The 23959-nt window shown below is 54.9% G+C and carries 24 protein-coding genes and 1 tRNA gene; 9 read left to right on the top strand and 16 right to left on the bottom strand.

Features of this window, described 5'->3' with window-relative positions:
* Positions 1–6: 6 nt before the first annotated feature.
* The 5 genes from B9Y90_RS20850 to B9Y90_RS20830 form a co-directional block, all read right to left on the bottom strand.
* Entirely contained in the window at positions 7–804 is a 798-nt protein-coding gene (locus B9Y90_RS20850; RefSeq protein ID WP_085542414.1) for an anti-sigma factor family protein, read from the bottom strand.
* Positions 801–1247 (bottom strand): sigma-70 family RNA polymerase sigma factor, encoded by a 447-nt coding sequence (locus tag B9Y90_RS20845; RefSeq protein WP_039289932.1) that lies wholly within the window; start codon positions 1245–1247, stop codon positions 801–803. The genes B9Y90_RS20850 and B9Y90_RS20845 overlap by 4 nt, the downstream gene beginning before the upstream one ends.
* Positions 1248–1325: 78 nt before the next feature.
* Positions 1326–1862, bottom strand: coding sequence for a tetratricopeptide repeat protein (locus B9Y90_RS20840; RefSeq protein ID WP_085542413.1), 537 nt, complete (start codon positions 1860–1862; stop codon positions 1326–1328).
* A 16-nt stretch (positions 1863–1878) separates the two neighbouring features.
* Entirely contained in the window at positions 1879–2469 is a 591-nt protein-coding gene (locus tag B9Y90_RS20835) for a cytochrome b (protein WP_085542412.1), read from the bottom strand.
* A 123-nt stretch (positions 2470–2592) separates the two neighbouring features.
* The gene (locus tag B9Y90_RS20830) at positions 2593–3687 is read right to left on the bottom strand and encodes an adenosylhomocysteinase (protein WP_085542430.1); all 1095 of its coding nucleotides are present in this window, start codon (positions 3685–3687) and stop codon (positions 2593–2595) included.
* A 221-nt stretch (positions 3688–3908) separates the two neighbouring features.
* Here B9Y90_RS20830 and B9Y90_RS20825 point away from each other — a divergent pair, with 221 nt between their 5' ends.
* Positions 3909–4493 (top strand): histidine phosphatase family protein, encoded by a 585-nt coding sequence (locus tag B9Y90_RS20825; RefSeq protein WP_039289942.1) that lies wholly within the window; start codon positions 3909–3911, stop codon positions 4491–4493.
* Positions 4494–4550: 57 nt separating this feature from the next.
* On the opposite strand, the gene B9Y90_RS20820 is transcribed toward B9Y90_RS20825, so the two are convergent.
* The 3 genes from B9Y90_RS20820 to B9Y90_RS20810 form a co-directional block, all read right to left on the bottom strand.
* Positions 4551–6224, bottom strand: a complete 1674-nt coding sequence (locus B9Y90_RS20820) for a carbohydrate porin (protein ID WP_085542411.1) — start codon at positions 6222–6224, stop codon at positions 4551–4553.
* 89 nt (positions 6225–6313) lie between these two features.
* Positions 6314–7636, bottom strand: a complete 1323-nt coding sequence (locus tag B9Y90_RS20815; protein ID WP_039289947.1) for a PTS sugar transporter subunit IIC — start codon at positions 7634–7636, stop codon at positions 6314–6316.
* A gap of 133 nt (positions 7637–7769) precedes the next feature.
* Positions 7770–8084 (bottom strand): PTS sugar transporter subunit IIB, encoded by a 315-nt coding sequence (locus B9Y90_RS20810; protein WP_039289950.1) that lies wholly within the window; start codon positions 8082–8084, stop codon positions 7770–7772.
* Between the two features lie 195 nt (positions 8085–8279).
* Here B9Y90_RS20810 and B9Y90_RS20805 point away from each other — a divergent pair, with 195 nt between their 5' ends.
* The 3 genes from B9Y90_RS20805 (at position 8280) to B9Y90_RS20795 (ending at position 11678) form a co-directional block, all read left to right on the top strand.
* Positions 8280–8987: a GntR family transcriptional regulator gene (locus B9Y90_RS20805; RefSeq protein WP_039289953.1), complete on the top strand. Its 708-nt coding sequence runs from the start codon at positions 8280–8282 to the stop codon at positions 8985–8987.
* A 356-nt stretch (positions 8988–9343) separates the two neighbouring features.
* On the top strand, positions 9344–10237 hold the full coding sequence (gene bglK, locus B9Y90_RS20800; RefSeq protein WP_085542410.1) for a beta-glucoside kinase BglK: 894 nt from the start codon (positions 9344–9346) through the stop codon (positions 10235–10237).
* Between the two features lie 10 nt (positions 10238–10247).
* Positions 10248–11678: a 6-phospho-beta-glucosidase gene (locus B9Y90_RS20795; protein WP_085542409.1), complete on the top strand. Its 1431-nt coding sequence runs from the start codon at positions 10248–10250 to the stop codon at positions 11676–11678.
* Between the two features lie 49 nt (positions 11679–11727).
* Here B9Y90_RS20795 and B9Y90_RS20790 read toward each other — a convergent pair whose 3' ends face one another.
* Genes B9Y90_RS20790 through B9Y90_RS20765 form a run of 6 tightly spaced genes read right to left on the bottom strand, consistent with a single transcriptional unit; the run spans position 11728 to position 17539 of the window.
* The gene (locus B9Y90_RS20790; protein WP_085542408.1) at positions 11728–12492 is read right to left on the bottom strand and encodes a cysteine hydrolase family protein; all 765 of its coding nucleotides are present in this window, start codon (positions 12490–12492) and stop codon (positions 11728–11730) included.
* Positions 12492–12920 (bottom strand): cupin domain-containing protein, encoded by a 429-nt coding sequence (locus tag B9Y90_RS20785; protein WP_085542407.1) that lies wholly within the window; start codon positions 12918–12920, stop codon positions 12492–12494. The genes B9Y90_RS20790 and B9Y90_RS20785 overlap by 1 nt, the downstream gene beginning before the upstream one ends.
* A gap of 3 nt (positions 12921–12923) precedes the next feature.
* Entirely contained in the window at positions 12924–13865 is a 942-nt protein-coding gene (locus B9Y90_RS20780) for an ABC transporter permease (RefSeq protein ID WP_085542406.1), read from the bottom strand.
* Positions 13862–14977, bottom strand: coding sequence for an ABC transporter permease (locus B9Y90_RS20775; protein ID WP_085542405.1), 1116 nt, complete (start codon positions 14975–14977; stop codon positions 13862–13864). Before B9Y90_RS20775 ends, B9Y90_RS20780 begins: the two co-directional genes overlap by 4 nt.
* Positions 14961–16517: an ABC transporter ATP-binding protein gene (locus B9Y90_RS20770; RefSeq protein ID WP_085542404.1), complete on the bottom strand. Its 1557-nt coding sequence runs from the start codon at positions 16515–16517 to the stop codon at positions 14961–14963. The genes B9Y90_RS20775 and B9Y90_RS20770 overlap by 17 nt, the downstream gene beginning before the upstream one ends.
* A gap of 14 nt (positions 16518–16531) precedes the next feature.
* Positions 16532–17539 (bottom strand): BMP family protein, encoded by a 1008-nt coding sequence (locus B9Y90_RS20765; protein WP_254902723.1) that lies wholly within the window; start codon positions 17537–17539, stop codon positions 16532–16534.
* A gap of 124 nt (positions 17540–17663) precedes the next feature.
* Between B9Y90_RS20765 and B9Y90_RS20760 the strand changes: the two genes are divergently transcribed.
* Positions 17664–18563 carry a LysR family transcriptional regulator gene (locus tag B9Y90_RS20760; protein WP_085542402.1) on the top strand — a complete coding sequence of 300 codons (900 nt, stop codon included), beginning with the start codon at positions 17664–17666 and terminating at the stop codon, positions 18561–18563.
* A gap of 27 nt (positions 18564–18590) precedes the next feature.
* On the opposite strand, the gene B9Y90_RS20755 is transcribed toward B9Y90_RS20760, so the two are convergent.
* Positions 18591–19409 carry a creatininase family protein gene (locus B9Y90_RS20755; RefSeq protein WP_085542401.1) on the bottom strand — a complete coding sequence of 273 codons (819 nt, stop codon included), beginning with the start codon at positions 19407–19409 and terminating at the stop codon, positions 18591–18593.
* A 422-nt stretch (positions 19410–19831) separates the two neighbouring features.
* Here B9Y90_RS20755 and B9Y90_RS20750 point away from each other — a divergent pair, with 422 nt between their 5' ends.
* The 3 genes from B9Y90_RS20750 (at position 19832) to B9Y90_RS20740 (ending at position 22738) form a co-directional block, all read left to right on the top strand.
* Complete coding sequence (locus B9Y90_RS20750; RefSeq protein WP_085542429.1) at positions 19832–20281, top strand: cupin domain-containing protein; 450 nt, start codon at positions 19832–19834, stop codon at positions 20279–20281.
* A gap of 297 nt (positions 20282–20578) precedes the next feature.
* Positions 20579–22270 (top strand): methyl-accepting chemotaxis protein, encoded by a 1692-nt coding sequence (locus B9Y90_RS20745; protein ID WP_085542400.1) that lies wholly within the window; start codon positions 20579–20581, stop codon positions 22268–22270.
* A 168-nt stretch (positions 22271–22438) separates the two neighbouring features.
* Complete coding sequence (locus B9Y90_RS20740; RefSeq protein WP_039289962.1) at positions 22439–22738, top strand: DUF1889 family protein; 300 nt, start codon at positions 22439–22441, stop codon at positions 22736–22738.
* 261 nt (positions 22739–22999) lie between these two features.
* Here B9Y90_RS20740 and B9Y90_RS20735 read toward each other — a convergent pair.
* Positions 23000–23075 (bottom strand) — tRNA-Ile (locus B9Y90_RS20735).
* A 126-nt stretch (positions 23076–23201) separates the two neighbouring features.
* Between B9Y90_RS20735 and mug the strand changes: the two genes are divergently transcribed.
* Positions 23202–23708: a G/U mismatch-specific DNA glycosylase gene (mug, locus tag B9Y90_RS20730; RefSeq protein ID WP_039289964.1), complete on the top strand. Its 507-nt coding sequence runs from the start codon at positions 23202–23204 to the stop codon at positions 23706–23708.
* Positions 23709–23959 lie beyond the last annotated feature (251 nt).

The following is a 23959-nucleotide window of genomic DNA, read 5'->3' as shown; positions in this document are numbered from 1 at the left end:
CTTATTTCACACGAGTTGCCGCTGCAGCACCTCGCCGCTTTGCTGTAAATCCTGCTGCGGATTGCGGCCTATCAGCACATATTCATACCCTTTGCTGCGCCACCAGACCAGGTTGAGGCCGCGGCGGACTTCGTGTTTCAGCTCGGAGCTGTCATCCGCTTTGCTGCGGGAAATACAGAGCGCCATCGGCCCGTAGCTGGTGTGAAGATAAGCAATCTGCGCGATAGAGGTGCTGTCGTAGCGCAGCATCCTCACGCTTTTTAGCTCGGCTTCCGGCAGCTCAACTTCACCTTGCTGCAGCCTGAGGCCTATATCCTGCTGCATACGGTTCAGGCCGTTTTGCAGCGCCTGAGGTGTGACGTTGATGTCCGCCAGCGTTTCGGCGCTGTAGAGCGACATGTACTGTGCAATCAGGTCGCGAATTTCAGGTTCCCCACTGAGCTTTTGCTGGCCGGGGCGAATAAAGCGCCCGGCAAGTACGCCGACGGCGAGGAAGCTGAGGGAGGCGGCTATCAGGCTGCGACGGCTGACGCCCTTCGCCTGCGGCTTCACGTTCACCGGCTGATGCAACAGCACGTTGAGTTTGGCCTGCATTCTATCGACTGGCGCTTCTTCCAGAAGCGGGGCGAATGCCTGTTGCCAGGGTTGATTGCTTTGCATGAGGGGCTCAACGCGGGCGGCCAGAGCGGCATCGTCATTCAACTGCTGCTCAAAGGCGTGACGCTCATCCTCGCGCATTTCGCCGTCCAGCCAGGCCAGGATAGCCTCATCGCTCCACGGAGCGGAGAAGGATTGACGTGTCATTTGAGCTCCTTCTTCATCGTCGGCATCAGGTGTTTGGCCAGCGTCAGACGCGCGGCGGCCAGGCGGCTCATCACGGTGCCGATGGGAATGGCCAGCGTGTCGGCTGCTTCCTGATAGGTAAAGCCTTCGACATACACTAAAAACACGGTATTACGCTGGGCTTCAGGCAGCTCGCTGACCTGCTGCAGCAGCGCGTGATACTGATGCTTATCTTCGGTGCTTTCGCTGTCTGCCAGTTGGCTGAGTTCGTCGCTGTCGACAAAACCCTGGCCCTGGCGAACGCGCAGGGCGCGGATTTCGTTGATCCAGATAGAGTACAAAATCGCAAACAGCCAGCGGTCGATCCGCGTGCCGGACTGAAACTGGCTGCAGCGCTCTAAAGCGCGCACGCAGGTGGACTGAACCAAATCTTCAGCCACATCTCGATTGCGGGACAGCACCATGCCATAACGCCAGAGACGGGCAAGGTGCTGGGCCAGCTGTAGACGAACTTCGTTGACGGTGATTTTTATGTCCTCAACTTAGGACTCCGGGTGCCCGTCAATGGCGGCTTTTAAATCGCGATACTCCTCGCAGCCGGTTCCGCAGAGCGTTTTAATGGTCGCTAACTGGGCTTTCGCCAGGTCAGGACGGCCCTTAATCATCCACGCTTCGCCAAGATATTCGCGTACTTTGGCATAGTGCGGATCCAGGGCGATGGAGCGCTGATAATAGCCGATTCCTTCGTCGGTGCGCCCCAATTTTCTTGTGGCGTAGCCCCGGTAGTTCCAGGCTTCACGCGTGTTGGGCTGCTGCAGGGTATCCAGCAGGTTTAACGCTTCCTGGTAACGGCCAGATTTTGCCAGATGGTAAGCATATTGCGTTTTATCGCCGTCGCTTAACATGCTGCTTTTTTCCACGGTACAGGTTTTGGTTTTGCTGTCGTACACCTGGCCTTTCGGGCAGTCCGGCGTTTTGGAATCATCGTCGCCCATGGCGCTGGCGGTGGCGGAGTAGAAAAGCCCGCTGGTCACCAGGCACAGCAAAGGCAGCAGTTTACGGGTTGAAGACATGTTCATGGTGTCGTCCTGTAGGTTAGCGAGAGTTGCCTTTGCAGGCGGGAAGCATGCGGCGTAGCGTGCCGTCACGCAGAACATAATGGTGAAGCAGGGCGGCGGCGGCATGCGCACCCGCCAGCAGGATCAGCGCCCAAGCCACGTTGTTGTGCAGCATCGCCAGGGTATGGCGCAGCGTCGGATCGATGTTAAACACGTCCGGGACTTCAAAGAGGTTAAAGAACCAGAACGGTTCGCCCTGCGCCCAGCGGAACAGGAAGCCGAGCGTGGCCTGGGTTAGCAGCAGGATGTAAAGCACGCCATGCGTGGCATGAGCGGCGATGCGAAATGCGCCGGGCATAGGTACTTTTTCCAGCTTTCTCGACGGCGAAAAAGCGGCGCTAATGCGCCAGATCAGCCGAACGACAATCACCGCGCCAAGCAGGATGCCAAAGGAAATGTGTAGGGATTGCAGGCCTTTACGCACTGGCGTGCCGCGTTCAAGGACTTCCCAGATGTGCGCGCTGGCAAACAGAAATATGACGCAGAAGGCGGTAACCCAGTGGAGGGTCATGCTAAAGGCATCGTAGCGCTTGCGGAGCGGCGCAGCTTCGGGGGGCTGGTAACTCATGATTGTCTCTTCCTCAGGTTCTTGTAAGGAGTAAACAATCGGGGCGGGGATTTTATTCGGTGAAAACGAAAAAAAAGCCAGGCACTCCGCAGAGGCCTGACTTGATCGGGGCCGAAGGGCAGCTTACAGCGCTTTTTCCCACACGGACTGCGGCAGTAAATAAACCGCTTTTTCAGCGTGCTGGCCGTCGGTCACGATGTGTTTGATGCCGCTTGCCATCACGGCCAGCGTCACGTCGAAGGCGTTCAGGCTGTCGCCGAAGCCCGCGGTCAGGTTCAGCATTGAGCCGTTCGCCATCAGGTAAAGCGTTTTGCCGTTAAGCTGGTAGGCGTTGATAAACGGCATTACTTCTTCGGTCGGGTATTGCTGCAGGTAGCCGCAGTCGATCTCTTCGGCGACGTGGCCCACGTTCAGCACGAACACGCCGTCTTTGGCTTCATCCAGTACCGCTGCGCTGACGACTTTTTTTGCCCCGGTGGCGGTGGCGACAACGTCGGTGGTGGCAATCACGTCATGAATATCAACCACATGCCAGCCATCATAGGCGGCCTGCAGGCGGCGAGCCGGATCTAACTCGGCAACCATCACCTGGCCGCCGTAGGCTTTGGCGGCGGCAGCAACACCCTGGCCGACCAGGCCATAGCCAATCACCAGCACTTTCTTTTCGTGCAGGGTGAGGTGGGTAGTCTGGAAGAAGGTTTGCCATGCAGTGAGGCCAACCATGTGGCGGTTATGCAGGCCTTCTTTTACCGGCAGATCGTCCCAGTTAAAGATCGGGTAGCCAGGGCGCAGATCCGCGAGGCGGTTGACGCCGGAACCAGTGGCTTCGAGGCAGGCAACTACATCGCCAAATTCGCCACGCTGATGCAGCAGCGTGGTGATGTCGGCACCCATTTCGCACAGATGCGTTGGGCGCCAGGCAATGGCTTTTTCCCATGAGTCGTGCCAGTCGGCGTCGTTCATATTGCGCCATGCGCTGGCTTCCGCCCCGGCGGCGACCAGGTAAGCGACAACGTCATCCTGCACGGTGGTAGGGTTGCAGGTGGTGAGGAAGACTTTGGCATTTTTCTTCAGCAGGCCTTCAACCAGCGGGATCATTTTCAGGTCGAGATGCATATTGCAGGCGATGCGAACGTGGCTTAAGTCGGGCAGCGCCTGAACCTGTTTGAGGGTGCGAACCATGTGGCGGGTAGACCACGCAATCTCTTTGTTAAACATCTCGCTCTGGGTGCTCACGTCTTTTCCTTATTAATTGTTTTTACTGGTTTTTATAAAATATATCATCACGTTAACGGGCGTCAGAATAGCAAAATGATGGCCGGTTGTTAATCGCTGAAACCGACGCGGCAGGTGTGACGTCTGGTTACCAATGTTTTGTTTTTTTCCCCGCTTTCTTCTCTATAGTAAAAGCTTCATCCCCTGATAAAAACGAGAAAAATATGATCAAGAAAGCGCTTGTTGTGTTGCTAAGCAGTGCCTTATTGACCCCGATGATAGCGAAGGCCGACAGTACGATAGTGTTCCTGCGTCACGGTGAGAAACCGGCGAATAACAGCGGGCAGCTCACCTGCAAAGGGCTGAATCGCGCGCTGCAATTACCGTCGGTTCTGTTGAGCCAGTACGGCAAACCGGATGCTATCTACGCCGCCGCGCCGAAAGAGAACAAAACTGGCAGCTCGCTGCGCCCGTTAACCACCATCACGCCGACCGCGATCCGCCTTTCTCAGGCCATCGATCTGAATTACCACGCCGAGCAGACGGACGAGCTGGCGGATGATTTACTGAAAACTCAAAGCAGCGGCCGCCTGACTTTTGTCTCGTGGGAGCATAAAAACCTGGTGATAGCGGCGCAAAAGCTGGTGAAGGAAACCGGCGGCGACCCAACCGTGGTGCCTAAATGGCCGGGCAGTGATTTTGATTCGCTGTACATCATCAAACTGGACGATCAAAAGCGATTTAAATCTTTCACCCACGGGGCTGAAGGGCTGAATAACGTGCCGGACAGCTGCGCAGGCGCGAGCTGACAGAAAAGAAAAACCCGTCTGGAAGACGGGTTTTCTTATGCACTTAGCAAAAGAGGATTACCACCACACTTCAGCCTGAACGCCAGCCATAAACTCGTTTTTGCTGTTTTCGTTAAAGCGGAAGTTTGACAGCTCGTTGTCCAGAATATTCAGGTACGTGCCGTAGAAACGAATTTCAGGCCGCGAGCCGAGCAGGCTTGGTCCAACTTTCAGAGCATGATAGAGCGTGGTTTTGTAGCCCGACTCTTTCAGGTTAACCCCTTGTTCGGTTTTGTTTTTCTGGGTAAACCAGCTCAGCTCCAGACCGGTCTGGTTCCAGGTATCCCAAATCCACGCCGGGCGAATCACGGCCCGAATGCTGCTGAAGTCACTGTGGGCGCCGCTCTCATAGCTATAAACATCGCTACCCTGGGAGTAAACCAGCGCGTTAGCCATGATAATTCTGTCTGCGAGGTACATCTCGCCCTGCGAAATCAGACGCCAGGCCACGCCGTCCGTCTGGTCGCCGTAGTAATAGCGACCCGGTGCCATTGAGTTGCTGGCTCCCGAGAAGTTAGCGAAGCTGCTGGCGTAAGAGTTATTGGCCACCTGCAGAGTGAACTCGTTGAAGGTGTCGCGCGGCAGATCCTGGCGCACAATGGCGGTCGCCATCCAGGTATCCTTCAGCTTAAAGAAGGAGCCGTTATTTTCGTTGTCTTTCTGGTCGTCGGTCTTATTGGCAAAGGCATATTTGCCCATCAGCGACAGCGAACCTTTTTCCCACAGCGGAATGTTGCGGTAGCGCAGGTCAACCGAGTTGGTGTTCATCTGCGTGGTGTGGCTGAAGTCGCGGGAGTAAACGTCGACGTCGTTGCGGCTGAGGGAGGCGTCAAGCTGGCCGACGCCCAGGTTCCAGTTTTGGATCCCGACGGCCGCCGCCACCTGGGTGGTTAATGACTTCCAGTCGAGCATCTGGATTTCGTACTCAGGCAGTTTGTGCTTCCCGACCCAGAAGTCCGCTTCCGGCGCAAACGGCAGGAAGCCTCTGGTGGTCAGGAAAATATCGCTGAACTGCATGATGTTTTCGTTGCCGTTGTTATCACCAAACCAGGCATCGTTATACTGCTCGCCGACGTTGCCGTCGTAGGTCACGATGGCGTTGGCGGTTTTACCGTCCTGGTTGTAGACGCGCTGGTTCAGCGTTAAGTCGAACCAGCCGCTCATTTCGTTACCGAAACGGCCAAGCGACCCGGCGGCGTAGGTTTGGGCCGACCCGCGGTTTGCCGCAGCCCAACCGGAGCGGAAATACCCTTCGTAACTAAAGCCAATATCATCTTTAATGTATTTGCTGATGTCTTTCAGGGTGACGTTTTCTACGGTAGTTTTGCCGCCTTCGTTATTGACCACGGCCACTTTTTGCGTGCCTTTCACCGGCGTTGGTGCCGGTTTAGTATCGAGATGATTATTTTCATTCTCGATGTTGTCGGCTACCGGAGAATAAACCGTCTGATTGACCGGTGTCGTTTCAGACTGCACGTTGTTACCGGCTGGCTGCAGTTGGGCGACCTTGTCTTTATATATGGCCAACTCTTTCTGCGTTTTATTTAATTCTGATTTGTTTTCTGATAATTGTCTTTCAAGTAATTCCAGACGCTGCTCAACCGTTAATTTAGCTGCCATTGCGTGGGTTGAAGATAACGCCAGAAGGATGGATGAAGACAATAAGCTAACCTTCAATAAACTTGAATTCATAGAATGTCCCAGAAGTATAATTATTATTTGCCTCCGGTTTTAATAACCGGAGGCGGGTGGAAATTAAATTGCTATCATCGATTTATTTATTACTGCGCCGCCTGTGCTGCATTTACCTTATTGGCGGCAATAACGAACGGTAAATAAATTAGCGTGGAGATGGCCAGGCACAGCAGCCCGACAATCAACGCCATCCAGTTTCCCCCGGTGCCGAAGAAGGCGATGAGCGGTCCCGGCGTTGTCCACGGTACGGCGTAGGCAATCGGCGGAATAATCTCCAGGGTGATAAAGGCGTAGCCCACCAGAGAGTTAACGAACGGCACCATGATAAACGGAATAATCAGGATCGGGTTCAGCACGATAGGCAGGCCGAAAATCACCGGTTCGTTGATGTTAAACAGGCCCGGTACGAAGGCCATTTTGGCCAGATCGCGATAGTCGGCGCGACGGGAGGCAATAAAAATAGCCAGCAGCAGGCCGAGCGTCATTCCCGAGCCGCCGTAGTTGGCAAAGGCGTCGTTAATGCTGGTCCAGGTGATAGGGTACGGCGCGCCCCACGTGGTGCCGTTGGAAGCGGCAAAAGAGAGGTTTTCGAGGTTAGCTTCGGAGAAGATGGTCTCGCGAATCGCCGCCGTGGTGTTCGGCCCGTGAATGCCCAGCACCCACAGGAAGTTAGTGACCACGCCAAGCACCAGAACCGCGACGATATTGGTGCCCATGTTTTTCAGCGGAGCCTGAATCAGGGTATAAATCAGTTCGTTCAGGCCATTCGGGGAGATTTTCGTCAGGCAGTAGTTCAGCACCGAGAAGAAAATCATCACGAAGAAGATAGGAATTAATACCTTAAATGAGCGTGCAACCGCAGGCGGTACGGCGTCCGGCATGGTGATGGTGATCTTCGGGTTGCGCGCCAGGCGGCAGAAGATTTCCCCGGTAATCAGCGCAACAATCACCGCCACAAAAAGCCCCTGTGGCCCCAGATATTGCGTCGTCAGATACGACTGCCCGCCCATCATTTGATAAGGGGTATAGACCACAAAGAACGCGCCGATAGCGGTCAGGCCGCACAGCAAATCGTCCTGCTGATAGCTGATGGCGATATTACGTGCGACCAGGAAAGCAATCATGATCGACATGATATTCACCGACCCGTTCATTACCGGGGAGAATATATTTTGAGCTTCGGCTAAGTTAGGGAATAACACGCCGAGATGCAGCAGTGAAGCAATAAAACCATCCGGTGAAAGGATGGCAAAGTTAATCAGCACGATCAGCGAGCTGGCCATGACGATAGGGAATGACAAAATAAAAGCATCGCGGATGGCCGACACGTGTATCTGAGAGTTTAATTTAATCGCAATAGGAACAAGGAGCTTTTCCATACCGCGCTCAAAGGCATTCATTATACTCATGATGCGCCCTTTATCATTAGAGAGATATTGACTGGGGATTTAAGTTTATCGGCGAGATATATTTGCAATATTTAGCCGCGTGATGATAAACCAAATCAATGACCCATTGGGTTATTATTTCGGCTGGAAAGGATTAATGGTCGCCAAGTAAATTCAGTGCTGAATCAAGAACTGATTTTCCGTCCATTTGCCCGTAATACTTCATGTCGATCACCGCTACCGGAATTCTTCCCTGGGCGATTTCTTCTATTTCACTTTTTTGGAAGCGAACCTGAGGCCCCAGCAGAACAACATCTGCTTCATTTCTTTTAATTCTTTCTTTCGCCTCGGCAATCGCCAGTGCGTTAATATTGACCGAAATATTTCCTGCTTCGGCGTGATCCTGCATTCTTTTCACCAGCATGCTGGTAGACATCCCGGCGGCACAAACTAATAATATATTCTTCATTTTTACCCTTAACGCTTTGTAGATAATCAACCTGCGGCTAACTTAATGAATATCAATGCCTTCATCTGCCATTTCGATCACAGTTAGTCACCGCCGAGTGGTGCAAAAAATAGAGTGAAAGTGAACGTATATTGGACTTTTAATAGGAATGGCAGGGTAATTGACTGTTTTTAAATGAATTAAGGAGGTTCAAAAGTGGTATACAAAGATGTTGTTAATTTACTAAAAAGCAGGATCAGCAGCCCAACCTACCATATCGGCGACATCCTCCCTTCGGAGAAAGAGCTGGCTGAGTTCTATAACGTGTCGCGCAATACTTTGCGTAAGGCATTGAAAGTTCTGGAAGATGAGGCGTTGATTGAGCGCAGGCACGGGTCTGGCACCTATGTGCGAAACAAACATTTTCAGGCTTCGGTTACGCATCTGGACAGCTTCACCGAGATTGCCAGAAGTGAAGGGAAAAAACCGTCCAGCCAGGTGCTGAGATTTGAGCTGCAGCAGGCGTCGGAAGAGATTGCCAGCCGCCTGCAACTGGCCATCGGCGAGCCGGTCTATTACGCCAAACGACTGCGCCACATCGACAACGTGCCGATGCAGCTGGAAGAGACCTGGCTGTCGGTGAACCGCTTCCCTGACCTGACGGTCAACCACATGAAGCGTTCGAAATTTTCCTACATCGAAGATGAATGCGGAGTCAAAATTCACGGCTGCTACGAGGCGTTTCAGCCCATTCTGCCGTCAACCGAGATTGCCAAAATGCTGCACATCAGCACTCGCGATCCGATTATCCGCATGGAAACCCAGTCCGTTGACGCCAGCCACAGCCCGATTGATTACTCGATCCTCTACACCAACGTGTTCGAGTTCCAGGTGAAGTACTTTTTGCCTCGCAAGGCGGGCTAAACGCTGTGGCTGGCCTTGCATTCGCAACGTCGGTCACAGTTCTGCTTTAAAAAGAGGTTCAACAATGTTAATGAAAGTGAACCTGTCGCTTATGAAAGGGGAATATCAGCGTTAACTCACTGTATATCATCTCTTTTAACAGGTTCAAAAGTTGTTCAATGTGTTATCCCCCTTCTATTGCCTGATGCACCTCCCATTGATTAAGATTTTCTTCGTTTTCAGAACCGATAATTAAAAATTGAACTCGTCAATTTTTGTATTCCTTTTACCAGGCATGAATATGACCGGTGCGAAATAATTTCCTTGTTTCAGTGGAAATAAACGATGAGCCGGAAATATGCAGGAGGAATTAGCGTATGAATATCGCCGCATTTGATATCGGTGGTACGGCTTTAAAAATGGGGATCGTCAACTCGCAGGGCGAGATACTGGCAAAAGGCAAAGAGACGATCGACGGCAGCGATGGCGAGCAAATTTTACAGGCCATTTTAGCGTGGATTGCCGCGCACCCCGGCTGTGAAGGCGTGGCGATCAGCGCCCCTGGCTATGTCAATCCGCACACCGGTTTTATCGAAATGGGCGGGGCTATCCGCCGCTTCGACAACTTTGCCATCAAAGAATGGCTGGAAGAACGCACGCAGCTGCCCGTTGCCATCGAAAATGACGCTAACTGCGTCCTGTTGGCCGAGCGCTGGCAGGGGAAAGCAGCGGGGATGAGCAACTTCCTGGTGCTGACCATCGGCACCGGCATCGGTGGGGCGATTTTCTGCAATAACCAACTGGTACACGGCGCGCGCTTCCGGGCGGGAGAATTTGGTTACATGCTGACCGAACGCCCCGGCCCGCGCGATGTTCGCCGCTACACGATGAACGATACCTGCACCCTGAGAACCCTGCGCAAAGACTACGCGGAGTATGTCGGCAAGCCGCTTGAGGCCGTCAGCGGAGAAGAGATTTTCGACCGCTTTGACGCCGGTGACGTGGCCTGCCAGCGCATGGTGAATGCGTTCTTCAACGATCTCGGCACCGGCCTTTATAACCTCGTCAATTTGTTCGACCCGGAAAAAATCCTGCTCGGCGGCGGCATTGTGGAACGTCATGGCTTCCTGGCGCTGCTGCGCGAACACCTGGCCTGGTTCACCATTGACGACTATATCGATACCGTCAGCCACGGCAACGATGCCGGACTCATTGGCGCGGTCTACCATTTTAATCAGCACTATCGGTCGCAGCATGCGATCTCTAAGTAAGGGAGAGAATATGTCTGGATTCAAAGAAGGTTTTCTGTGGGGCGGCGCGGTTGCGGCGCACCAGCTGGAAGGTGGCTGGAAAGAAGGTGGCAAAGGCGTTAGCGTTGCGGATGTGATGACGGCAGGCGCTCACGGCATCCCGCGTGAAATTACTAACGGTGTGCTGCAGGGCAAAAACTACCCTAACCATGAAGCGATTGACTTCTACCATCGCTACAAAGAAGACATCCAGCTGTTTGCCGAGATGGGTTTCAAATGCTTCCGTACCTCCATCGCCTGGACGCGTATATTCCCGCTGGGTGACGAGCTGGAGCCGAACGAAGCTGGCCTGCAGTTCTATGACGATCTGTTTGACGAGTGCCTGAAGCACGGCATTGAGCCGGTGATTACGCTGTCGCACTTCGAAATGCCTTACCATCTGGTCACCGAATACGGCGGCTGGCGCAACCGTAAGCTGATTGATTTCTTCCTGCGTTTCTCAAAAGTGGTCTTCACTCGCTATCAGCACAAAGTGAAGTACTGGATGACCTTCAACGAGATCAACAACCAGGCCAACTACCACGAAGACTTCGCGCCGTTCACCAACTCGGGCCTGAAGTATCAGCCGGGTGAAGATCGCGAGCCGGTGATGTACCAGGCGTCGCACTATGAGCTGGTTGCCAGCGCCCTGGCAGTGCGTGCGGCCCGTGAAATCAACCCTGCCCTGCAGGTCGGCTGCATGATTGCCATGTGCCCAATTTACCCTCTGACCTGTGCGCCGGGCGACATGATGATGGCGATGAACGCGATGCACCGCCGCTACTGGTTCACCGACGTGCACGTGCGTGGCAAGTATCCACAGCACCTGCTGAACTACTTCGAGCGCCGTGGTTTTGAGCTGGATATTACTGACGAAGATCTCGCTGCGCTGGCAGAAGGCTGCGTTGATTACATCGGCTTCAGCTACTACATGTCGTTTGCCACCAAAGCCAGCGCCGACAACCCGCAGTTCGACTACGACGAATCAAAAAGCCTGGTCTCTAACCCGTACGTGCAAAAATCCGACTGGGGCTGGCAGATTGATCCGGTGGGCCTGCGCTACTCCCTGAACTGGTTCTGGGATCACTATCAGCTGCCGCTGTTTATTGTGGAAAACGGCTTCGGGGCGATTGACGTGGCGCAGGCCGACGGCTTCGTGGACGACCAGTACCGCATCGATTATCTTTCGGCGCACGTCGCAGAAATGAAAAAAGCGGTAGTGGAAGATGGCGTTGACCTGATGGGCTACACCCCGTGGGGCTGTATCGACCTGGTCTCTGCCGGAACGGGCGAAATGAAAAAACGCTACGGCTTTATCTACGTCGATAAAGACAACGAAGGCCACGGCAGCCTGAGCCGCAGCCGTAAGAAGTCCTTCCAGTGGTACAAAGACGTGATTGAGAGCAACGGCGAAAAGCTCTGATAGCGCCTGTGGCTGACTGAACGAACGCTGGTTTAAACACCAGCGTTTTTTATTTCAGCTTACCCAGCAACTCGCCGGAGTTGACCACAAAGCCGAAGCATTGCTGCACGTTATACAGGCTGGCCTCCACGCAGTATTCCGGCGAGGTTGTGGCGCTGCAATCCTCCAGCAACAAGCAGTCGTAGCCGTGGAAGTTGGCGTCCTGCAGCGTACACAGCACGCACTGGTCAAGGTTCACGCCTGCAAACAGCAGGGTCGTGATGCCGAGGTTCCTCAACACGCTGTCCAGCACCGTATCCTGAAAACCGGACATCCGGTATTTATCAATGCGAATGTCGTCGGTGGCGGGCGTGAGCTCTTCCACGACTTCTGCCGACCAGCTGCCCGCCTGAAGCACCGGTGCGCCGGACTCAGGCAGCGGATCGCCCAGGCCCGTTTGGGTGCCGTCCGGGTTATAAACATGCAGCAGCGCGGGGCTGAGATTAAGCCTGTCCGGGCGGTTACCCCAGTTAAGCCAAATCACCGGCACGTCGGCTGTGCGCAGCGAGGGCAGCAGTTTGCTCAGAGGGGCAATCGGCACTCGAGCTGGAGTCACGTCCACGCCAATGTGCGCCAGCCAGCCTTCGGGGTGGCAGAAATCATTTTGCATATCGATAACGATCAGCGCGCTGTGTGCCAGATCGAACGAGATCTCGCGCCCACGGCTTTCCAGAGAGACCGGCCTTGAAGCGCGGCCAGTTCGCACCATGTTCACGCTTTTCCTTGTCACCCGCCATTGATTATGTGGGGCGCTGCCGAGGGGATAACCAGCCATTACTTCGCTTCCCCTTGCAGCACCCGGAAGTCTTCCTCATCCAGCGTAACGGGGATACCGCGGCGGATCAGTTCGGCGAAACCTTCGTTGGGTGTCATCACCGTCAGCGTATACAGCTTTCCTGCGCCGGTGTTGCGGATAGCGTGTTCGTTGCCCGGATGCAGCAGAAGAGCATCGCCTTTGCGGATTGCGGTTTCTTCATTGTTGCAGCGGGCGATACCTTCCCCGGAAAGCACGTAGAAAAACTCGTGCGCCTCGGCGTGTACGTTAGGCGGCGTGGCACCGCCGGGGGTAAAAATTTCAACCACAAACACGTTTTCGATGCCGTCCTGATGCTTGTCGAACAGCACGGCAAAGTAGTTGCTGTCCGTCGGGCTGATGCGAAAAGCCTGGGCGCTGGACACGTCGGTAAGGCGGAAATGATTCATCGATTATGACTCCTTGCGGTAAGGCTGCGTCAGGGCGCGAGGCTGAATGGTTCGCCCCACCACGCCGGACATCGCCAGAATAGTGAGCAGGTACGGCAGCGCCAGCAGAACCTGCGGCGGCAGCGAGCTTTCAAAGATCTGCAAAGAGAGCTGCAGCGCATCGGCAGCGCCAAAAATAAAGGCGGCCAGCAGGGCTTTCAGCGGACTCCAGCGGCCAAAAATCACGATGGCTAAGGCGATAAATCCCTGGCCGCTGACAACGTTGTCGCGGAACAGGCCGATTTGCGCGGTAACCAGATAGCTGCCGGCAAGCCCCGCCCCCAGGCAGGAAAACAGCACCCCCCAGGTACGCAGTTTCAGCACGTTAAGCCCGGCGGCATGGGCGGCTTTCGGGTTTTCACCCACGGCGCGCAGCGCCAGGCCAAAGCGGGTATGGAACAGGCCAAAGTGAGCGACAAACACCAGGGCGAGAGTGAGATAGAGCGGCCAGGGCTGGGTAAAAAGTATCGGGCCGATAAACGGCAGGGATGATAGCAGCGGCACCGGCCAGGCAGCAAACATCGGGATCGCCGCCGTGCCGTTGCTGCCCATTGCCAGGGAATAAATCCAGGAGGCCAGGCCCGCCGCAAGAATGTTAAAGACAATCCCCACCACAATCTGGCTTGCGTGGGCGCGTAAATACAGGGCGGCCAGTAATACGCCGACCAGCAGCCCGCCCATGCCACCGGCAAAAAAGCCGAGCAGCGTCGAGCCGGTATAGGCGGCTGCAAGATAGCTGCTGAGCGCACCCAGCAAAATAGTGCCTTCCAGCCCGATGTTAAGGACGCCTGCGCGTTCGGCGTAGATCTCACCGAGAGCCGCAAGTAAGACCGGGCCTGCAAGGCGAATAGCCGCGGCCAGCCAGCCGATGAAAAAGGCGGTATCAAGGTGTGTCATGGCGCTCATGATTTTTTCTCCACTAAAGCATCCTGCCCGAGGGTTCGAACGGGTAAGCGAAGGCGGTAATAGCGCAGGACGTCGCCCGCCAGAATCATCAGCACCACCAGGCTTTGCAGAATCAGCACCACCGAGGTGGGCAAACCGGTTTCACGCTGCATGGCGCCGCCGCCCACCTGTAGCCCGCCGTACAAAATGGCGGTAGGGATCACCAGCAGCGGGTTCAGCCGCGCCAGCAGAGCCACCACCACACCGATAAAGCCGACGCCGCCGGAAATGCCATCCATCAGGCGGTGCTGTACGCCAAGTACTGCGCACAGCCCGGCAAATGCCGCAAAGCCGCCGCCCAGGTAAACCGCGCTCATCTGGCGACGGGCAACGTCTACGCCGCCGTAGCGGGCCGCTTTTGGATTCAGTCCGGCCAGGCTGATTTCGTAGCCTGCAGGCGTGCTTCGCATCAGCCAGCAGGTAAACAGCGTGGCGATAATGGCGATGGCGATGCCCCAGTGGGTTTTCATCCCGCTGAGCACAAACGGCAGCCAGGTGTCCTGCGGCAGGCGGGGCGTTTGCGGCAGGTCGCCCGGGGCACGCATCGGGCCGGACACCAGGTACTGCACTAAAAAAATGGCGACGTAATTCGCCATCAGCGAAATCAGGACATCGTTGCCGCCAAAGCGAACCCGCAGAGCGCCTACCCAGCCAGCCCAAAGCGCGCCGGCGATAAACGTCCCCAGCAGGACAATCGGCCAGTAAAGTTCGACCGGCAGTTTCCAGGGCAGACCCTGCGGCGTACCGGAAAGCGCTATCCAGCTTGCCGCCGTTGCGCCGACAAGGAAGCAGCCTTCAAAGCCGATGTAGCCCAGCCCCGCGCGCCAGATGACCAGCGTTGCCAGCGCGATAAGCATCAGCGGCGTGGCCTGCACCAGGCTTAGGCCGAAGCCGCGCGCGGAGCCAAAGGCCTCGCTAAACAGGAAGCCATAAGCGGTAAAGGGATTCGCGCCGAAGGGCAAAAACAGCAGCCCGCCGACGATAAACGCCGCGAGAATGCCGCCGAAGCTGGTCAGCGCCAGCGCCGAAGGGGATTGTGCCGGAGAAAGGCGTCGTTCAAGCCACTTTGTCATGCTGCGGTTCCGCGTGAGTCGGGCTGCCACCGGCCATCAGTTCAGAAAGGAGGGCTGGCGTGGCGTGTGCCGCCTCCATCTCGCCCGCAATTTGCCCGTTGTACATCACGGCAATACGGTCCGAGAGATTGATAATTTCTTCGAGTTCGGCGGAGATCAGCACAATCGCGCAGCCGCTATCCCGCGCTGCCAACAGACCCGCCCAAACCGCTTCAACGGCGCCGACGTCCAACCCACGGGTTGGCTGTTCAACGATCAGTAATTTGGGGTTCTGCGCAACTTCGCGCCCGAGGATCAGCTTTTGCAGGTTGCCGCCTGAAAGCTTGCCCGCTTCGAACTGGGCGTCCGGGGCACGAACGTCAAAACGGGCAATGATCTCTTTGGCGTGGCGGGCTATTTTAAGGCGATCCAGCAGCCAGCCTTTGGCTTTGGTGAAGCTGCGCTGGGAGCCCAGCATGGCGTTTTCTTCCAGCGAAAGTGTGATAAACGAGCCCACTTCCCGGCGGTCGGCGGGAATAAAACCGATGCCTTTCTGACGGCGTTGGGCGGGCGTAGCGTCGGAGATATCTTCCCCTTCCAGCAGAATACGCCCGGCTTCTATCGGCATCAGGTTGAGCAGGGCACTTGCCAGCTCCGACTGACCGTTGCCTTCCACGCCCGCAATACCGAGGATCTCACCCGCCGCGACTTTAAGCGATGCGCGCCAGATTTTTTGCTGCCCGGTTTCGTCGCGCAGGGCGATGCTGTCCACGTGCAGCACGTTGTGGCCTGGATTGCAGGGCGTTTTCTCGACGCGCAGTACAACGTCTCGGCCAACCATGCGGCGAGCCAGATCGGTTTCAGAGGTGTCAGATACCGACACGGTTTCCACCATTTTTCCCGCCCGCATCACGGAAACACGGTGGGCAATCGCCATGATTTCATAGAGCTTATGGGTCACGATCACCACGGATCGTCCTTCGGTACAGAGCGATTTCAGCGTGGCAAACAGGCCTTCTTTTTCTTTCGGCGTGAGCACGGCCGTGGGCTCATCCAGAATCAGCACCTGCGCGTCACGGTACAGCAGCTTGAGGATCTCAACCCGCTGCTGCACGCCAACGGAAAGGTGTTGCACCTGCACCCAGGGATCAATGGCCAGGCCATGCTTATCCGACAGCGCCTGCAGCTTGGCGGCGGCGGCCTTCAGGTTGAGCACGCCGCTGGCGTTTTCCTTCAGGCCGAGCACCACGTTTTCGACCACCGTCATCGGCTGCACCAGCATAAATTCCTGATGAACCATGCCGATGCCGCAGGCGATGGCGTCGCTCGGGTCGCGAAACTTCACGCTTTTGCCCGCCACCACAATGTCGCCCTCATCGGCCTGATAAAGGCCGTAGAGGATTTGCATCAGGGTACTTTTTCCTGCGCCGTTTTCGCCCAGCAGGGCGTGGATCTCACCGGCTTCGATGGTCATCGAGACGTTGTCGTTGGCGGTAACGCGGGCAAACCTCTTGGTGATGCGATTTAACGCCACCCGCACCTCTGGCGCAGCTATGTTCATCTGTTGGCTCCAGGTCATGCTGTGGCGGATAACGCGCCAGTATCAAGCTGTTGCCAGATTTTCTGGAAGGCTTGCCAGGCGCTGTCGCTCACTAAGCTGGCGTTGTGGGAGGCATCGCCGTAAATAACCGACCAGGCTTTGGCGACGCTGGGCGCCCACTCTTCGCCACCTTTAAAGGCGTGGCCTGCCGCCGCGCTGCCGACCTGCTCCACAACCCAGTCGACGTTTTGCTTGAAGCTGCAGGCGATGTGGGCCGGGGAGACCGCTTTTTGATCGGTGTAGCAGCCGATGGCTTTGACATTCGCGGCAATCGCACCCTGAAGCGCACCGAGGCCGGTGACGTCAGCGGCATGCCAGATAACGTCTGCGCCATTGGTGATCATGGCCGTGGCGGCCTCTCGCCCTTTTGCCGCGTTGCCGTAATCGCCGGTCACAACGCCAAGTCCCTTGATGCCGGAACGTGTTTTTTCCGCCCCGAGGATAAAGGCGCGCATCATGCCCTGCTGGGTTGGGTTATCGCCGCCGCCAACAAAGCCTACGGCTTTGCCTTTGTCAGAAATTAATGCGGCTAGCGCGCCTGCGGCATACGCGGCCTGGATATAGGCCAGGTTGATGTACTCGACGTTCTTTGGTGCTGCCTCTGCGGGTTTAAAAGTGGAGGCAAAAAAGTCGGTATCGGGGTAGTCCGGCGCAATTTCAGTAAACGCCGCACCGTACTCGAAGCTGTGGCCGATAATCAGGTTGTAGCCATCGTCCGCATAGCCGCGGATCGATTGTTCCATTTGTGCCTGCGGTACGCTTTCGCTCCAGGCCACTTTGATGCCGGATTTTTTCAGGCTTTGCAGGCCCTGGTACGCCAGAGAATTCCAGCCGCCGTCTGAAATGGTGCCCGGCAGCAGCAGTGCCACTTTGAATTCTTTTGCCGCCGCCAGGGCAGAGCGTGACATGACGGGGGCGAGGACCGGTAATACCACGGCGCCTGCCAGCATTTTTGCGAAGTTTCTGCGGGTGATGCCTGCCATTATTTCTCTCCCAAAAGGGTTGATGGAGACGTGCTGATGGCTTCAGTTATGCCGCGCTTAGCGATATCTTAAAAGCACGTATTTTCGTACTCACCGATGCCTTTTAGGCAACGCAGGAGCCCTGATGCTGAAATATCGTTTACTGGTTTATCTTGATGAGGTGGCGCGCAGCGGTTCGATCCGCAAGGCCGCAGAGCGCCTGCATATTTCCGCTTCGGCGATCAACCGTCAGTTGTTGGCGCTGGAGGAAGAGCTGGGCACGCCGTTGTTCCAGCGTCTGCCGCGTAAAATGATCCTCACGGCCGCGGGTGAAACGCTGATTCACCATGTCCGTCAGAGCTTTAAAGAGCTTGAATGGGCGCAGATTAAAATTGAGGAGCTAAAGGGGCTGCGGCGTGGGGAAGTGACGGTGGCGATGATGAGCGGGCTGGCGGCTAACCTGATCCCGAGGGCGGCCGCTGATTTCCGCCGCGCTAACCCACGGGTAAAGCTGCACCTGCAGCAGATGACACGCGGCGAGGACATTACCAGTGCGGTGGCCTCTGGCGATGTAGATTTGGGGCTTGGTTTTGATTTTGAAATGCGCTCGGCGCTGCGCAGCATTGCCAGCGTGACGGGCAGGCTGGGCGCGGTTGTTGCGCCGGGGCATCCGCTGGCGGACAGAAGTAACCTGCGGTTAAGCGACTGCATGCCGCACCCCATGGTCATCGCTGATGATTCAACGGTGATTCGGCCTTACCTGAACGACGTGTTTGCCCGCGCGATGGTGGCGCTGCAGCCGGTGATTGAAACCAACTCTATTGAGGTGATGCGCCAGTCGGCGATGATGGACCAGGCGCTGACGTTCCTGACGCCGTTTGATATCGAAACCGATTTGCGGAGTGGACGATTGATCTATATTCCGGTGCGGGAGCTGGGCCAGCAAACGCAAACCCTGATGCTGATAGGCCACGATAGGGGCACCAGCGCCATCGGCAGCGTACTGGCCGAAACGCTAAAAGGCATGATGCTGCAGATGGAGTAGCGCCCGGCGGGAAGCCGGGCGGCGTATTCAGCGACTAAAAGCGGTGTGTGGGGTTAGCAGGTTGATATCGGCCTGGCTGACCTCTTCGACCAGCTGCAGCAGGGCATGGGCGGCGCGCTCAACCTCAATTTCGCCTCGTTCTGCATCGGCGGCGGCGGCATTTCCTGTGGTGCCTGAAGGGTGCAGATCCTGGGCCATCCAGCCAAAGCTCACACCGCCTTCTGGCGTGAGGATGCCTCCTGTGGCTTCCATCGCTACGGAAGCCGAGACAAAATTATCCGCATGCTGCATGTGCACTAAATCAGGGTGGAGATGCAGCATCACGCTGGTTTCGGATTCCCCACCGTGAATGCCGTGCTGGCGTTCTGCTTCGCTGTAAAGATCGGCAGTATCGATGGTGCGAAACCAGCTGGCGCCAACGGCTAACATCCCTAACTCCACACGTAGCTTACGGCAGACGATTTCCATCAGCTGTGGCTGCCCGCCGTGGGAATTCCAGAAAATGATTTTGCGGACGCCCGCGCGCCATGCGCTTTTGGCCACGTCAAACCACACCTGGCCCAGCACTTCGTAAGGCAGCGTGAGTGTGCCGGGGTAAGCCAGATGTTCGTCAGACTTGCCGATGGGTAACGCGGGCATAAACAGTACGGGCAGACCTGCGGGGCGATGTTCTACCGCTCGCTGGATAATACCGGCATTGATGGCGGCATCGACCCGCACCGGAAGGTGGGGGCCGTGCTGTTCCACGGCGCCAACAGGTAACACCGCGACAATATTGTGCATCTCCAGCTCGCTGAATTCGCGGGTGGAAAGATCCCACCACCAGGGGGAAGAGGGCAGTTTCATAGGGCGTCTCCTTTTCCTTTAAGCTGCCATACTCAGCGGTATCGTTAAAGCAGCAAAAATGGCGCGTTGCGTTGCCTTTTTGAGAACGGAATTTTGATCAGTTATGACGACGAAAACTATTTTTCCCTGGCCGTAAGCTAAATTGCGGTTATCACAGGCTGTATTTGGCTTATTTAGTTCTTAATCATTCTTTTTTAGCTTAAAGACAAGTTAGTTTGTGTTCGATTTAACTAAATAATTAAGGAGTAGCCTGGTGTTTACACATGGCTATTTTCTTTATGTATATTTAATTTATTAACTAAATAAACTTGCTGTGCGTGATATTGACGAAATTGATTGCCTCTGATGTACTAACCTGGAATTTTGTTACGGTGATTTATTCCCCGGAAAATTGCTGGCTGAAATTAACTCTGGACACGATTATGAAAAAAATAACACGGCTTATGTTGGCCACCGCAGGCTTGTTTATTTCAATGCTTGGACATGCCGAAGTCACAAAAACGGATGCCAGTGAACACCGTATTCCGGCGGTAAAATTAATTAACACGGCTGATAATCACTCTGCGTTTGTAAAAGGCTCAATTCCCTCGCTGGCAAAACTTTCTTCTGAAAACCTCTATTTTAGCAATACCTTTGAAGAGTGGCAGAAAGGGGTTCATCCGGCACCGAAGAAACAGTATGTGGTTACCCTGAAAGGCAAGCTGAAGTTTAAGGTTAGCGACGGCTCTACATTCATCATCGAGCCAGGCACCGTACTGCTTGCGGCCGATACCGCAGGCGAAGGACACAGCTGGGATATCGTTGATGGCAAGGAGTGGGTACGAGTTTATATTCCGGTAGGTGAAGACGATCACTTCATCGCGGATAAATAATTTCTGCACAGATAAAACGTTAATTTCAGCCCCGTTAATCACAGAATGGACGGGGCTGCCACCCCTAAAAATAGTAGTTTTAATTTTATTTAAAATATTAAACTGATCATTGTTTGTCATCTCGATGTCATTGTTTTCTGTTGTCCGTGAGTGATAAATAATGACTAAAGAAGTCTTCCCATCTGCCGATAGAAAATCCGATAACTATCAAAGATACCGTCGCAACCGTTGATGTGATTTCTCCCGATTACCTCCTCTTATTGCCTGCGATATAACCATGAAAGCTCAGAGGGATTTATGAACAAACTGAAGAATATGCGCCTCAGTACCATGCTGGGGGCTGGCTTTGCGCTGGTCATCGCCATTGGATTCTTTGTCGCATTATTTGCCAGAATGCAGTTGGTTTCTGTTGGAAATAACCTTAATTACGCCGCTAATGTCCGGCTGGTGAATTTACTGCTGATCGTAAAGATTAAGGATAATATTACGGACAATGCCCACGATATTCGTGATATGGCGTTGTTCACCACGCTGCCGCATACCGAAGCCGAGAGCCGGGACTACATTACAAAAACTAACCAGGTACTCGAAAAGCGTATCGTGGACAACAACGCCCTCTTGAAGCAGCTGGATAAGGCGCTGAGGCTCAAGCGTTCTCGCGAGCTGTTCGACAACCTGAACAATGTTCGCCCGGCCTATTCCCAGGCGCTGCGCAAGGTGATGAGCGTCAGCGCGGCGGGGCAGTATGATGCCGCCCGTGCGTTAGTCATCAGCGAGGTGGTGGGTCCACAGGCCAGGGTACTCGATGCGCTCAGCGAGATGATCAGCGATCATTCCGGTAGCACGGTAAACATGGCCCGTGGTTATGTTGAAGAAGCGCATTTTGCCGGTAACCTGCTGTTGATTATTACGATTATCAGCGCCGTGATTGGCTCTTTAATTGCCTGGGGCATCGGGCGAGCGGTGAAAGGCCAGCTTGGCGGAGAGCCAGTTTATGCCGTCTCCGTGGCCAAACAAGTTTCTGAGGGTCAGCTCAATACCGCCGTTGAACTGAAGCAAGGGGACACCAGAAGTCTGCTCGCGGCTATGGATGAGATGCGTAGCCGTCTGCTCGGGGTTGTGCGTGAAGTGCGAGACAGCAGCCATTCTATCTCTGTGGGTGCCAGCGAGATTGCGGCTGGTAGCACCGACCTCAGCCAACGCACCGAAGAGCAGGCGGCCAGCCTGCAGGAAACGGCCGCTTCGATGGAACAAATGAGCCAGACCATTCAGCAGAATGCCGAGACGGTGCGTACTGCGACTCGCCTGGCCAACTCGGCCAGCGAAACGGCCACGCAAAGCGGGAATGCTGTTAATAACCTGGTGCTGACGATGCGTGAAATTAGCGAAAGCTCACAGAAAATTGGCGACATCATTAGCGTTATTGACGGCATCGCATTCCAGACAAACATTCTGGCGCTGAATGCTGCCGTGGAAGCCGCTCGTGCAGGGGAATCCGGGCGCGGTTTTGCGGTCGTTGCCGGGGAAGTTCGCTCGCTGGCACAGCGCTCCGCTTCGGCAGCCAGTGAGATCAAAGCTCTGATTGAGGACAGCATGCGTACTGTGACAAAAGGATCGGATATGGTGAGTTCGGCGGGAACGACGATCGATGACCTGGTGCAACAGTCCCACCGCGTGGCCGGGCTGATCTCTGAAATCGGCGTGACGACGGAAGAACAGGGGCAGGGGATTGCTCAGATCAACGTGGCCATTACTCAACTGGATCAGGTCACCCAGCAGAATGCGGCGCTGGTGGAGGAATCTGCCAGCGCAGCTGAGAGCCTCAGCGATCAGGCTACTCGTCTGGTGCAGTTGATGAGTATCTTTAATACCGGACAGGTCATTGCCGCGGCAAACGCCCGCCAGGCTAAGCCCGTACCGGCTTCTGCCACTCGCAGGCCTGAGCTTGCCACGAACGATGGCGGTGCAGATAACTGGGAACAGTTCTGATCTTCATTGGCTGCCTGCAGGACGCAGAGCAGCCAAATCCGAATATGGGTGAGGCGAGAAGAGGCCTTAAACGTGACTGACCCTGAAAAAATGAATCAAAATTGGTGGTACATTGAATATCGCGATCTAGAGTCTTATTAATTAAGTGCTTAATTTTAAGGATAAATTATGCAAGCAGCGATTGATAAAGCATTAGACTTCATTGGCGGTATGAACACTTCGGCCTCCGTGCCACACCCTATGGATGAGAGCACCGCGAAGGGAATGTTTAGGTATCTGAAGCAACTGGGCGTCCCGGCAAGTGCTGCCGACGTTACGGCTCGTGGTGTTCAGGAGGGATGGAACACCGACTTCACGAAAAAAGTTGCCGGTTGGGCGGACAAGGTTGAGTCCGGTAACCGCCTCGTGATTAAAAACCCTGAATACTTTTCTGCCTACATGAAGGAAGAGCTGCGGGCGCTGGTGTGAGCTGGCTACTTCGTCATCATGGTAAGCAAAAAGGCTGACGACTGAATATCCGAAAATCTAAAAAAGTGGGTGAAACTAAAACAGTTATGCTTACAGTCAAGCCCGCTCTGGATGTAAAAGAACCCGCCTTGTGCGGGTTTTTTATGTTTATCAGGGAAGTTGCGCTAAATATCTATCGTCATTTCAGCGCCACTGAAAAACAGAAACAAAAAAGCCACTTCGTTAAAAGTGGCTTAATCATATGATTTTGAAGCTAAAATTTGGTGGCCCCTGCTGGACTTGAACCAGCGACCAAGCGATTATGAGTCGCCTGCTCTAACCACTGAGCTAAGGGGCCGTGGCGCTGAATTATAATGTAACTGGCGGTGACGATCCAGCGCTTAAGTGACGTGTGCTTGTTTTATAAACAATGGCTAATCAATCCCTTATACTTCCTACTCCATTCATTCAGCTGAGAAATACAATGGTTAGCGATATCCTTCAGCCTGACCTTCGGGTCGTGTTTTGCGGTATTAATCCGGGAAAATCATCCGCTCATCTCGGGCTGCCTTTTGCGCATCCTGCCAATCGCTTCTGGAAAGTGCTTCACCTCGCGGGATTTACTGACCGACAGCTTAAGCCTGAGGAGGCGCAATTGCTTCTTTCCTACGGCTGCGGCGTGACGAAACTGGTTGAGCGGCCAACGGTTCAGGCAAGCGAAGTGGCGCTACAGGAGCTGCGTGACGGTGGGCGAGAGCTGATCACAAAGATGCAGGAGTACCAGCCGGGAGCGCTGGCGATCCTGGGCAAGCAGGCGTTTGAGCAGGCTTTCCGGCAGCGTGGTGCGAAGTGGGGAAGGCAGGAAGTTACTCTGGGTGATACCGAGGTATGGATTTTGCCTAACCCGAGCGGCTTGAGCCGCATCACGGTGGATAATCTGGTGGAGGCTTATAGAGAGCTGAATGAGTCGCTGACGGTGCGTGGGCGGTAAATAAGGTGTTGCCGTTTTCCCTCACCCCGGCCCTCTCCCAGAGGGAGAGGGGGAATTAAAAGAAGCTCCCAGAGGGAGAGGGGGAATTAAAGGAAGCTCCCGGAGGGAGAGAGGGAATTAAAAGAAGCTCCCAGAGGGAGAGCAGCTGTGTTTGGATGAATCGCCACAGGTTTAACAGACACCTCAGAGTCATTTAAGATGACTTAAAGAGAGGTGCCCATGAGCGGTAAGCGTTATCCTGAAGAGTTTAA

Origin of the sequence: Cedecea sp. NFIX57, from assembly GCF_900177785.1 — a bacterium.
GTDB classification, from domain to species: Bacteria; Pseudomonadota; Gammaproteobacteria; order Enterobacterales; family Enterobacteriaceae; genus Cedecea; species Cedecea neteri_C.
The sequence above is the reverse complement of the archived record's forward strand: the minus strand, read 5'-3'. Positions and strand labels throughout refer to the sequence as shown.